The sequence below is a fragment of the Streptomyces sp. NPDC059166 genome (assembly GCF_042755185.1).
GTDB lineage: Bacteria > Actinomycetota > Actinomycetes > Streptomycetales > Streptomycetaceae > Streptomyces.
In genome coordinates, this window is record NZ_JBHZCI010000048.1 from 1 (window position 1) to 11,994 (window position 11,994).

The window sequence follows — 11,994 nt, forward strand, 5'->3', positions numbered from 1 at the left end:
CACCGAAGGACGTCGAACTCGCCGCATAACCCCACCATCCGAACCACCCCAAACCCGACAGGGATGCCTTGACGAACGACATAGAGGCACCCCCCTTGTTGTTCATGAACCGGGGGGGGTGTCACCGGGCCCGGAGGCATCGACGGACCGCTGATGAGGGGCTTGAGCACCGGCTTCAGGGGGGCCTCTATGTCGTTCGTCAATCCCGCACTGTCAGTTTTGGGGGTGTCGGTCCTGTTCATGCCGCGAGGGTGACGGCGGGGGTTCGAGGCTCGTAGAAGGTGCCGTCGCGGAGCATGGCGAACAGGACGCTGATGCGTTGGCGGGCGAGGCGGAGGAGGGCCTGGGTGTGGGTTTTGCCGCAGGCTCGCTGGCGGTCGTAGTAGGCCCGGGAGGCGGGGTCGGCGTTCATGCAGGCGAAGGCGGACAGGAACATCGCCCGCTTCAGTTGCCGGTTTCCGCCTCGGGGTGCGTGTTCGCCGTGGATCGAGGTGCCCGAGGACTTCGTTGTCGGGGCCAGGCCGACGTAGGAGGCGAGGTGGGCGGCGGTGGGGAAGCTGGTGCCGTCGCGGACAGTGGTCAGCAGGACTGCGGCGGTCCTGACGCCGACGCCGGGCATCGAGGTCAGGACCTGGGAAAGAGGGTGGGCCTCCAGCAGGGTGTGATCTGGGCTTCCAGAGCTCGGCGTTGTTCATGGACGGCGCCCAGGGACCGGGCCAGGGAGGGCACGACGAAGTCGAGGGTGCCAGTCCCGGGCACGATCACGGTCTGTTCGTTCAGGGCGTCGAAGACGTCGTCGATCAGCCGGGTGGCCATGCGTGGGGCCTTGGGGCGGATGAGTTCGACGAGGCGGCGTCGGCCCGCCTTGTGCAACGCGGCCGGGGATCCGTAGCGCTCCAGGAGCCAGGTGACGGCCTGGTGGTCCAGACGGGGGCCCAGGACGCGTATCCGGTTGGAGGTGCGGGTGGCCTCGGCGGCGAGGTCCTGGTCGAAGCCGACCAGGACGGTCAGCTCGGCGGTGATCTCGTCGGTGAGTTCCAGCGAGCGCAGGGTGTGGGGAAGGGTGCGGGCGGCGTCCGCGATCACCGCGGCGTCCCTGGCGTCGGTCTTCGCCTCCCCGGGATACAGATCGGCGATCCGGCGCATCGCGAGTCCGGGCAGGTAGGCGACCTTGCAGCCTGTGGCCCGGGCGACGGCCAGGGGCAGGGCACCGATGGAGGCGGGCTGGTCCACGATCACCAGCACGGTGCCGAACTTCGCCGCCAGCTTCTCGAAGACGACCCGCAGCTTCGGTTCGCTGTTGGGCAGCTGCTTGTCGAAGACCTTCTTCCCGGCCAGGGTCAGCCCGTGTCCGTGATGGTTGCTCTTGCCCACATCCAGGCCCAGAAAGACGCCCACCTCGGTGGTGTCGAACATCGTTACTTTCCCTCTCCCCAGAGGTGTTCACGGTGCCGGCCTCGGCGTCAGTGTCGTGCGCGCGCATCCACGTTATGCAGACCTGCCGTCCAGAGGGCTGTCCGGCGTTGCGCCGGACCGGGCGGTGGCCGGACCTCTGATCAGCGTCTCCGATACGACACCTCCCGGGCCCGGAGGCCAGCGGTCCCGTTGCAGGACCGCGAAAATGAGCCAGGCGGCCTTGTCCTGCTCGTCTCCCTCGTTCGAGGCGCGCCAGCAGTCCGTGCTCATCTGCACTTCACTCGAATGGCCGAGATGCCCGGTCATCCGGGTGGCCACCACAAGCGCAAGCCCTCTCTTGCTGTCTGCGGTGTTGACGGGTCGCGGCGCTCGACTTCCCTGAGCGTCTGCCCCCACCTGGACAGCCAGTACAAGCAGTGTCCGGTTCGGCGGAGCCCGGCTACTCGCCAGTCCCTCTGAGCCGGGCGCCGGGTGGCCGGTTTCTCGGTGCGCCAGGCGTCGAGGTCGGCCTGCTGGCAGTGTTCGACGGTGCGGCCTCGGTCGGCGAGCCAGGTGAGGAAGGCGTTGGTCTGGGTGGCCCCCTGCTTGGCCTGGTGTGTCTGGGAGCGTCCCAGCGGTCCCTTCTCGGCCGCGGCCCCCGCAGGCGGCGCATCTTCTGGTGCCAGGTGGCGAAGTGCGATGCCGCCGTTGCCCAGCTCCGGGCCGAGGGTCACGAAATCCGCGACGAGGACATCGCCCGCCTGTCCTCGCTCAAGTACCGCAACCTGAACCTGCTCAGCCGCTACAGCTTCGCCGCCTCCACTCCGCCCGCTGGCGCTCTGCGCCCGCTGCGGGACCCGGAGGCCGCCGGGCTGGATGAAGAAGATGACAGCCCGCAGTGAGCGTCAGTGCCCTGTGGGAACGTGGTCGCACCAGCTGTGCTGGGGGTGGAAGCCCAGGCGCTGCTTGGCGGCCTGGTTGGACAGCAAAAGGGTGCGGTCGTCCAGCTCGCCCTTGACGGGCCCGTTGGGGAAGCGTGCTTCGACGAGGTCGGGGGCGGGGGTGGGCATGGCGGTGTCGTCGGCGACGATGAGGAAGGTCTCGAAGCCGCGCGGCTGGGAGTGCAGGGCTTTCTCGACGGCTGTGCCGGTGTCGCGGCCGTCGATGTAGGACCACAGGTCCCAAATGCGGTAGTCGAGGTCGTCGGCGAAGTCGGGGTACTCCGCGTACTCCTCCACGTTCTGCACGTAGGACAGGCGCAGTGCGGTGACCCGCAGGTCGGGGTCGTTCTTGGCGTACTCCTCGGCGATCTGCTCGATGAGGAGCTTGCTGAGGCCGTAGGCGTTGCGGCCGCGGCGTGGGGAGTGCTCGTCCAGGGGCAGGTAGGTGATGGCGTCGTCGAAGGGGACGCCGAGAACGGTTTCGCTGGAGGCGAGGACGATGTCGCGCAGTCCGAGGCGGCGGCAGGCTTCGAAGACGTTGTAGGCGGCCGTGACGTTGTTGGTGAAGGTCTCGGCGTTGCTGAACATCCGAGGGTGAGGAATGGCGGCGAGGTGGACGACGACGTCGAAGGCGTGGTCGGTGGTGTCGCCGAGGATGTCCCAGCCGATGGAGCCGAGGGCATCAAAGGTCTGCCCATAGTCAGTGAGGTCGGCGACGATCGAGGTGATGTCGGTGCGGCCGGGCGGCTGCCGGTCGATGCCGACGACTTCGTGTCCGGCGGCGAGCAGAGCGTCGACGGCGTGCACGCCGACCTTGCCGTTGCAGCCGGTCACGGCGACGCGAAGAGGCTTGTGCGGGGACATGAGGCTCCGTTCTCTGGCGTTCGTCGGTCAGTCTCTGTCGGCCCTGGTGCGGCCGCATCTGTCCGGGGTCCGGCCGGGCCCCGGACAGATGCCGGCGATGGCCGGTGGTTACTGCTGGGCGGGGTAGTCCGCGCTGCGGGTGAGGTCCTCCCATGCGGTGAACTCAGTACGCAGTTCGTCGAGCTTTTCCAGCGCCATGTCGTAGGCGGGGCTGCCGAGCAGGAGCCGGTGGGGCGGGTTTTCGGCGGTGACCGCGGCGACGATGGCTGCGGCGGCGCGGGCCGGGTCGCCGGGCTCGTCGCCGGTGTTCTCGCGGAACGAGGCGCGCGCGGCGCCTGCCGTGGCGGCGTAGTCGGCGATCTCGTGCTCGGGCACGGTCTCCTTGGCGGAGCGGCCGGCCCAGTCGGTGCGGAACGGGCCGGGCTCGGCCAGCAGCACCTTGATGCCGAGCGGCTCGACTTCTTGCCACAGGGCCTCGGAGAGTCCTTCGACGGCGAACTTGGTGGCGTTGTAGTAGCCGACGGCCGGGAAGGAGCGCAGGCCGCCGATGGAGGAGAAGTTGACGATGGTGCCGCTGCGGCGCGCGCGCATCTGGGGCAGCACGGCCTTCGTCATCGCGGACAGGCCGAAGACGTTGATCTCGAACATGCGGCGGATCTCGTCGTCGGTGCTCTCCTCCACCGCGGCGAAGTATCCGATGCCCGCGTTGTTGACCAGCACGTCGATGCTGCTGAAGCGGTCCTCGGCCGCTGTGACGGCGGCCTGGATCTGGGCCGGGTCGGTGACGTCCAGGGCCAGGGCAAGGGCCCGGTCGGGGGCGGTGTCGACCAGATCCTTGATCTGCTCGGGGCGGCGAGCGGTGACAACGGCCTGGTCGCCGCGGGCCAGGACGGTGGCGACGAGTTGGCGGCCGAAGCCTGTGGAACAGCCGGTGATCAGCCAGGTGGTCATGAAAGGAAGTCCTTGCGTCGTGAACGATCTTTGGAAGACGGCGCCTGCGCCACCCGGCGGCCGGCCCGGCCTTCAGCCTGTGGTTCCGGGGCCGCTTCGACCCAGGGACGCGACTTCCTAGGACGCAGCGACCCACCCACCGCGATCGCGGCGCCCCCAGTGGGGCATGAGGATGAAGGTATGGCCGGCAACGTGGACCTCACCCAGTTCCTGCGCCGCTGCCGGGACCGCATCGACCCCGAGTCGCTCGGTCTCCCGGCACGCGGCGCCTACCGCCGCGTGCCCGGACTGAGGCGCGAGGAAGTCGCCCAGCTCGCCGGAGTGAGCACCGACTACTACACACGCCTTGAGCAGGGCCGCAACATCACCCCCTCCGACAGCGTCCTGGACGCCATCGCCGAGGCACTGCGCCTGGACGACGCGGAGCGAACCCACCTGCACGACCTGGTCAAGGCCCGGCCCGGCCGCCGTGCCCGCCGCGCCACCCCCGCAGTACAGCGCGCCCGCCCCGGCCTGCTGCGGTTCCTGGAGTCCTTCACCGACCACGCCGCGTTCATCCTGGGCAGACGCGGCGACATCCTGGCCACCAACCACCTGTGCCGGGTCCTGATCGCCGACTTCGACGCCATGCCCTACCGGGAGCGCAACCTCACCCGCTGGATCGTCCTGGCCCCCGAGGCCCGCGCCCTGTATGCGGACTGGGAGCGGATCGCGGCGGAGATGACCGCGATCCTGCGCCTGGACGCCGGCCGGCACCCGGATGACGCCCGCACCGCCGAACTGGTCGGCGAGCTGACCATGAAGAGCGAGCACTTCCGCCGCTGGTGGGACGACCACCGTGTGCTCACCCGCACCCACGGACAGAAGCGCTTCCACCACCCCCTGGTCGGCGAGCTCACCATCGACTACCAGGCCCTGACCCCGCCCGGCGAGGACGACCAGACCCTCTTCCTCTACATGCCCGCCGACGACCGCACCTCCCAGGAAGCCTGGCGCCTGCTCGCCGACTGGAACACCTACGCCCCCGACCATCCCCAACCGGCCGACGACGCCCTTTCCCCTTCCGACGACAGGAGCAGCCTGTGAGCACGCCCTCCACCCGCCCCCTGGCCCTGGTCACCGGCGCCTCCAACGGCATCGGCTACGAGATCGCCCGCCTGTGCGCCACCAACGGCTTCGACCTCGTCGCCACCGGCCGCAGCGCCAAGATCGACGAGGCCGCCGAGCAGTTCACCCGCGACGGCGCCCACGTCATCCCCGTGCGCGCCGACCTCGCCGATCCCGACGGCGTCGAGACCGTGTGGAAGGCCGTCGAGAAGACCGGCCGCCCGCTGGCCGCCGCGGTCCTCAACGCCGGGCGCAGCATCGGCGGAGCGTTCCTCGACACCGACCTCGATGACGAACTCTCCCTGATCTCCCTCAACGTCACCTCGGTCGTCCACCTCGCCAAGCGCGCGGCCCGGCACATGGCCGCCTACGATGACGGGAAGATCCTCATCACCTCGTCGCTGTCCGCGACACTGCCCACCCCGTACGAAACGGTCTACGGGCCCTCCCGCGCCTTCACCCGCATGTTCGCCCTCGGACTGCGCGAAGAACTCAAGGAACACGGCGTCACCGTCACCTGCCTCATGCCCGGCGCCACCGACAGCGACTTTCACGCCCGCGCCGGCATGAACAACACCGCCTTCGGCACCGGCGCGAAGAAGAACAGCCGCCAGGAAGTCGCCCGCCAGGGCTTCGTCGCCATGATGGAAGGCCGCGCCGAGGTCGTCGGCGGCGACGCCGCCACCAAACGCACCGCTATCGAACACCGCTTCCTGCCCGAGACATACAAGGCCGCCCGCCACGCCACCAAGGCCAAGCCCCGCCCTCAACACGGGTCTGTGTAGCGAACGGTGGAACTCAGTCGGATTTGTTCAGCGGCGTCCGGCGGTGAGCCGGCCGTCGAAGGTGATGTCGAAGGCTTGGAGTGCGGCTTTCCAGCGCATGGTCCAGCGTTTGCGTCCGGTGCCGGTCGGGTCCAGGCTCATGACGGCCAGGTAGACGCATTTGAGGGCGGCCTGTTCGGTGGGGAAGTGTCCCCGTGCCCGGACGGTCTTGCGGATGCGCGCGTTGATGCTCTCGATCGCGTTGGTGGTGCAGACGATCCTGCGGATCTCCACGTCGAACTGGAGGAAGGGCACGAACTCCGCCCAGGCAGCCTCCCAGAGCCGGACGATCGCCGGATACGTGCCGCCCCATGCGTCGCTGAACTCCACGAACCGCTCCAGCGCGGCCTCCTCGGTCGGCGCGGTGTGGACGGGCCTGAGAGATTTCGCGATGTTCTCCCAGTCCTGGCGGGCCGCGTAACGGAAGCTGTTCCGCAGCAGGTGAACGACACACGTCTGGACGATCGTCGCAGGCCAGACGGTGTTCACTGCGTCCGGGAGGCCACTCAGGCCGTCGCAGACCAGCATCAGGACATCGGCCGCCCCGCGGTTCTTGATCTCGGTCAGGACCTGCAGCCAGTACTTCGCGCCCTCACCGCCGTCGCCGATCCACAGGCCCAGGATGTCCCGGTGCCCCTCGGCGGTGACCGCCACCGCCATGTAGACAGGCCGGTTGGCGACCTGCCCGTCCCTGACCTTGACGTTCACGCAGTCGATGAAGACGACCGGGTAGACGCTGTACAGCGGACGGTTCTGCCATTCGCTCATGCCGGCCATCACGCTGTCGGTGATCGTGGAGATCGTGGACTTGGAGATCTCGGCGCCGTAGACCTCGGCGAGATGCGCGGAGATCTCCCCATGCGTGAGTCCCTTTGCCGACAGGGACAGGACCATCTCGTCCACGCCGCCCAGACGCCGCTGCCGCTTCCTTGGCCAACTGCGGCTCGCACGACCCGGCCCTGTCCCGGGGGACAGCGATCTCGACCGGCCCCGATTCGGTGATCACAGTCTTGGAGCGGTGTCCGTTTCGGTAGTTCTCCCGGCTGCCCTCGGCCCGCTCACCGGGCTCGTGGCCGAGATGATCGGTGAGTTCGCCCTCCAGCGCGGACTCCAGCACCCGCTTCGTCAGCTGCTGCAGGAGACAGCCCTCCCCGGTGAGCTTCACACCACCGGCCTGAGCCCGGGCAACCAGCTCGGCGACCAGCCCGTCATCCACGGCGCCCGCCCCACTCACAACGGCCTTCCCGGCCTCGGTGTCACTCGTCACGTCAGTCATCAACTGTCGCTTCCAGCTCGGGAGTTACACCACTCACCGTACAGACCCCGGCCAGGCAGTCGTCCTGCTCGTCGGCGGCACCCTGATCGGCACCGGCATCGCTGCCGCCCTCGGCGCACTCGTATCCGGCTCCGCTGTGCCGTTCCTCCTCACCCCCGCCACCGTCCTGATCCCGGCCGTCGTGATCATCCTCCTCGGCGCGCTCGGCGCCGCCCTGTCCATCCGCCGCATCACCTCCGTCGACCCGCTGACCGCCCTGGGGAGCGCCCGATGAGCCTGAACCTGACCGACATCACCCTCACCTACCCCGACGGCGACACCCGCCTGACCGCTCTCGACCAGGTCAGTCTGGAGGTTCCCAAGGGCAGCCTGACCGCCGTGGTGGGCCCCTCCGGCTCCGGCAAGTCCAGCCTCCTCGCGGTCGCCGCCACTCTGATCACCCCCGACACCGGCACCGTCACCATCGACGGCCAGAGCACCACCGGCCTCACCCGCGGCGAACTGACGGAACTACGCCGGCACAGGATCGGCATCGTCTTCCAGCAGCCCAACCTGCTGCCCTCCCTCACCGCCGCCGAACAACTCCAGGTCATGGCCCAGATCGACGGCCGCAAACCCCGCACCGCTTGTGACCGCGCGATGGGACTCCTCGACGCCGTCGGTCTCGCCGACCAGGCTGGCCGCCGCCCCCACCAGCTCTCCGGCGGCCAGCGCCAGCGCGTCAACATCGCCCGCGCCCTGATGAACAACCCCACCGTCCTGCTGGTCGACGAACCCACCAGCGCCCTCGACCACGAACGCGGCGGTGCCGTCCTCGACCTCATCACCCGCCTCACCCACCAACTGGCCACCGCCACGATCTTGGTCACCCACGACCGCACCCACCTCACCGCCGTCGACCAGATCGCCGAAGTCCACGACGGGCGCCTGCGCCTCCCGGCCACGACCCGGTAAGGGATCGGCTTGCACGAGCCACAGGGCCAAGCGAGCTCCGCGTACGACGACCATTCCGCAGGTTCTGGTAGCCGGGCTTACCAACAACGGCCTTGGAAGGGCCTCCTTGAGGAGTTGGATCAGCGGTCGCGGGAGTACGCGATGTGGAGGTCATCCGGCCGGACCGCCGGTGTGGCGACGGCGGCGGGGACCGGCGCCCTGCCCGGGATACCGGCACGGGCCGGGCTGGCGGCGAGCGCGGCGGCGCTCAACGGAGACGCGCGGGCGGGACCACGGCCGCGATCACGGCCGGCGGCCGGCGTGGCAGCAGGGCGGGGCCGAGCCGTCACCTCTTGGGCGAGGCGGGGCTGCACTGCGACCTGGAGCCCTGAACGGTGCAGGGCCACCGTGGCGTCGGCGACTTTCCCCAGCGCCTCGACGCGATCGGTGGTCGCGGGGAGCGTGTAGATGTCCAGGCTCGAGTTGTGCCGCCAGCCGTCCTTCACCAGCGCGAGCCCGCTGAGGCCGGAGACACGGTCGTCGAGGGCTGCGATGATGCCGAGCTGCGGGTGGTCGGCGAAGGCGACGTCTGGTGAGTTTGCGGATCGACCAGAGCGTGAAAGGCTGGCCGAGCTTGGTCGGGCGAGCGACGGCCGTTGCGACGACGAAGTCCTCGTCGTCAGGACTGAGAGGCGGGGACGGCCTCCCGCCCAGGGAGGGTCCAGGCAGGCCAGGCCGATCTCGTTGAACCGGTGGATCACGTCGCGGACCGTGTCCTCGTCCGCCTGTACCAGCTGGGCGATGACCGGGACCCGGTTCCCGCCAGCCGAGGCCAGCAGCATCATCGCGCGCCGGTAGCGTACCGAACTGGTGCTGCCCCGGCGCACGATCTGCTGCAGCTTCTGCCCTTCCTGGTTGGTCAATCTGAGCACACGACAGGCTCGGCCACCGCACCGCCACCGGTCGGATCGGACGCCACCGCACATCCAACTGCCTCGACCACCAACCCTGTCAGAGCGCTAGATAGTCGCCGCCGCGCACCAACGCCGGTCCCTTGGAGACGAGTTCGTGTGAGTAGTGCCTGCCCGGATGTCAGTCGTGCGCGCGAGGACTGGATGAAGGGGGGTAGGTTCGGGGACGTGAACGGGTATGGAGGGGGCGCCTGTCCGCTCCTGAACTGCCGCCCGGATCAGGCCCTGTCTCCGTATCCGTCAACGCGGAGCTAGCTCACTCAGGGTCAGGCCACGGGCCTGCAGCCACCCGATGCGCGCCCAGTACGAACGCCCCGGTCTCCAGGAGGCCGGGGCGTTCAGGACTTCCGGCGGGTGCGTCCGCCTATTCGGCGGCGGAGGGCTCGCTCATTAGCATGCAGGGCGGTTGTCCGTGGTGGGTCTACTCCGTGCGCAAGGCGGCAGCCGTCCGCATCCGGGCCGCCCACCGGGCTGGCGGCAGCGCCCCGACGACGGCGATGACCAGCCCGCCCAGACACAACAGCACCAGCTCCGGCGCCTGATACACGGCGATCACCGTATCCGGCAGGCGCAGCCCCGCGCTGTCGCCCATCGCGGGTAGCACCCAGCCGTGCAGGGCCATCCCGAGGGGCACTCCGAGGGCGCCGCCGGCCAGGCCGGTCAGCACGACCGAGGTGAGGACCATGCTGGTGGTCTGGCGCGGTGTCATGCCGAGCGCCTTGTGGATGCCCAGCTCGCGGACCCGCTCACGGGTGTCGAGGAGTGCACCGCTCAGGACACCGAGCGCGGCGACCGCGACGAGCATCAGGGTTAGCAGCGCGGACAGAGAGTTGAGGGTGACGACCATCTCGCTTCCGCCCTCGGAGCCGCCTACGTCGGCGGTCAGACCCAGCGGGCTCAGATCCTTGTTCAGGGCGTCCGCGTAACTGCCCGCATCCGTATCGGATGTGATCGCGATGTGGTGGGCCGTGGGCGCGAGACCCGGTTCGGCGGACTTGAGCGTCGTGGCGTCTGTGAGCACCTGCATGCCGTCGTAGCGGGGGTCGAGGATCTCGCCCACGATCCGCACCGTGACGGGCGCCCGGCGGCCGTTGAGGGTGATGACGTCGCCCACCTGCCGTCCTGTCGCGGTGAGGAATCCGGTCGGTACGACGGCCTCGCCGGGCTTGTCGAGCCAGCGTCCGTCGACCATCGCGTACCCGGCCCACGAGGCATCACCGGTGAACGCGGTGACTCGGGTCGAGCCGGACACACCGGCCACCGTCACCGACGTGGTGGCCGTGCCGAAGTATGCCCGGGTGCCGGGCTGTTCCTCGATCGCCTTGCTCGGATCGGCCTGTGGCTCCTCCGTCCCCGGGAACGGTGGGTGGAGGACGCCGATGGTGACATCCGCGGCGTCATGGTCCCGGGCCGCCATCACCTCTCCGAGAGAGGAGCCCAGGCCCACCGTGAAGGTGACGGCGATGGCACCGAACACGATCGCCGTGCCCATGGCCAGAGTGCGGGCGGGCCGGGCGAAGGGCCGTGTCAGGCCGAGCGCGACCGGACGGGACACGGGCAGCCGAACCGCCAGGCGTGCCGCCCACCGGCCGCGGCCTGCCTGCTGAGCAGGGCCTGTGGCGAGCGCGTCGACGGTACGCAGTCGGCCCGCCCGCCAGGCGCTGGCGCACGCGGTCGCGGTCACAAGACCGAGCACCCCGGAGATCACGGCCGCGTCGACCCACGGCTCCACCCCCAACCCGCTGGTGCCGTAGGCCTCTTCCGCGTCGGAAAGGATCGGGACGGCAAGCAGGTGGCCCGTCACCACGCCGAGCGCCGTGCCAGCGAGCGTCGGCAGCAGGGCCTGGCCCAGGTATGCGCGTACGACCTGGGAGGGAGTGAATCCGATCGCCTTGAGGATGCCGATCCGGCGGATCCCGGAGCCGACCGTGGTCGCGACCACGTTGCCCACGATGAGCACCGACATGACCAAGCCGAGGACCCCGAACGCCACCAGGAAGGGGACGTAGAGCGCGGTGTCCCGCTCGGCGTTCTTCTTCACGGTGAGCCACGACTGGGACCCGGCGACCGCCTTCGCGGGAAGCTGCGCGGTCACCGCCCTGCGGCCGGCCGCGACCTGGTTGGCGGTGTCCGCTGCGGCGAAGCGGTACAGCATCTGGCGTCCGTTCGCCTGCCCGTGCGGGGTGAGGGCGGTGAGCTGGGCCGGGGTGACCCAGGCCTCGGCGGTGCCGGTCGCGGAGCGGGCCGAGCCCACCACCTTGAGGGCCGGACTGCCAGGCAGATCGGGGAAGGTGAGCTGCCGGCCGATGACCGAAGGGCTCCAGCCGCCGGCCGGCAGCACGATCTCGCTCCGGCCGGTGGCCCATCGGCCCGCGGTCAGTGCGAGGCGGTCGACGGTTCCGCCCGGCTCGGCCCGTCCGACCACGGTCATCGGCGGCTCGGGGAAGCCGTCGGAGAAGCGCGGGGTGAGCGTAGCCGTACGGAAAGGACCCGCCGCGGCGCTCACCCCGGCAGCGTCGCCAGTGGCCCGCAGCTCGGCGTCGCTGGTGCCCGCCGCGTACTGCACGGACAGATGCGCACCGTCCTGCCGCGCGAAGGCAGTGTCGAACGGCCCGCTGGAGGCCACGAGCAGCGACCCGGCGAGCACTGAAGAGGCCACGGCCATCAGGGCGGCGAGCGCGATCACCACGGTCTGCACGCGCCGGCGCCCCACTCCGGAGCGGACGACACGG

At 69.8% G+C, this 11,994-nt stretch carries 7 protein-coding genes and 5 pseudogenes; 5 read left to right on the forward strand and 7 right to left on the reverse strand.

Going from position 1 to position 11,994, the window contains the following annotated elements; translation table 11 throughout:
* Positions 1–242: hypothetical protein (locus ACFXOA_RS28055; protein WP_385034257.1), on the reverse strand; the 242-nt coding region annotated here is incomplete at its 3' end.
* Positions 239–1,416: pseudogene (locus ACFXOA_RS28060) on the reverse strand (IS110 family transposase). The pseudogene ACFXOA_RS28060 and the gene ACFXOA_RS28055, both read right to left, overlap by 4 nt.
* Positions 1,417–2,093: 677 nt before the next feature.
* Here ACFXOA_RS28060 and ACFXOA_RS28065 point away from each other — a divergent pair.
* Positions 2,094–2,297 (forward strand): annotated as a pseudogene (locus tag ACFXOA_RS28065) (hypothetical protein); the annotation flags it as partial.
* A gap of 3 nt (positions 2,298–2,300) precedes the next feature.
* On the opposite strand, the gene ACFXOA_RS28070 reads toward ACFXOA_RS28065, so the two are convergent.
* Both ACFXOA_RS28070 and ACFXOA_RS28075 read right to left on the reverse strand, forming a co-directional pair.
* Positions 2,301–3,200, reverse strand: coding sequence for an NAD-dependent epimerase/dehydratase family protein (locus tag ACFXOA_RS28070; RefSeq protein WP_385034259.1), 900 nt, complete (start codon positions 3,198–3,200; stop codon positions 2,301–2,303).
* A 108-nt stretch (positions 3,201–3,308) separates the two neighbouring features.
* Positions 3,309–4,151, reverse strand: a complete 843-nt coding sequence (locus ACFXOA_RS28075) for an oxidoreductase (protein ID WP_385034261.1) — start codon at positions 4,149–4,151, stop codon at positions 3,309–3,311.
* A gap of 180 nt (positions 4,152–4,331) precedes the next feature.
* Here ACFXOA_RS28075 and ACFXOA_RS28080 point away from each other — a divergent pair, with 180 nt between their 5' ends.
* Together ACFXOA_RS28080 and ACFXOA_RS28085 are read left to right on the forward strand one after the other, a co-directional pair.
* Complete coding sequence (locus ACFXOA_RS28080; RefSeq protein WP_385034263.1) at positions 4,332–5,237, forward strand: helix-turn-helix transcriptional regulator; 906 nt, start codon at positions 4,332–4,334, stop codon at positions 5,235–5,237.
* Positions 5,234–6,043 carry an SDR family NAD(P)-dependent oxidoreductase gene (locus tag ACFXOA_RS28085; RefSeq protein WP_385034265.1) on the forward strand — a complete coding sequence of 270 codons (810 nt, stop codon included), beginning with the start codon at positions 5,234–5,236 and terminating at the stop codon, positions 6,041–6,043. Before ACFXOA_RS28080 ends, ACFXOA_RS28085 begins: the two co-directional genes overlap by 4 nt.
* 27 nt (positions 6,044–6,070) lie before the next feature.
* Here the strand turns inward: ACFXOA_RS28085 and ACFXOA_RS28090 are convergent.
* Positions 6,071–7,358: pseudogene (locus tag ACFXOA_RS28090) on the reverse strand (IS256 family transposase).
* 49 nt (positions 7,359–7,407) lie between these two features.
* On the opposite strand from ACFXOA_RS28090, the pseudogene ACFXOA_RS28095 reads away from it, so the two are divergent.
* Positions 7,408–7,632: pseudogene (locus tag ACFXOA_RS28095) on the forward strand (ABC transporter permease); the annotation flags it as partial.
* Positions 7,629–8,312 (forward strand): ABC transporter ATP-binding protein, encoded by a 684-nt coding sequence (locus ACFXOA_RS28100; protein ID WP_385034267.1) that lies wholly within the window; start codon positions 7,629–7,631, stop codon positions 8,310–8,312. The pseudogene ACFXOA_RS28095 and the gene ACFXOA_RS28100, both read left to right, overlap by 4 nt.
* Positions 8,313–8,885: 573 nt before the next feature.
* On the opposite strand, the pseudogene ACFXOA_RS28105 reads toward ACFXOA_RS28100, so the two are convergent.
* Both ACFXOA_RS28105 and ACFXOA_RS28110 read right to left on the reverse strand, forming a co-directional pair.
* Positions 8,886–9,277: pseudogene (locus ACFXOA_RS28105) on the reverse strand (transposase); the annotation flags it as partial.
* A 406-nt stretch (positions 9,278–9,683) separates the two neighbouring features.
* Positions 9,684–11,960: an ABC transporter permease gene (locus ACFXOA_RS28110; RefSeq protein ID WP_385034269.1), complete on the reverse strand. Its 2,277-nt coding sequence runs from the start codon at positions 11,958–11,960 to the stop codon at positions 9,684–9,686.
* Between the last annotated feature and the right edge of the window lie 34 nt (positions 11,961–11,994).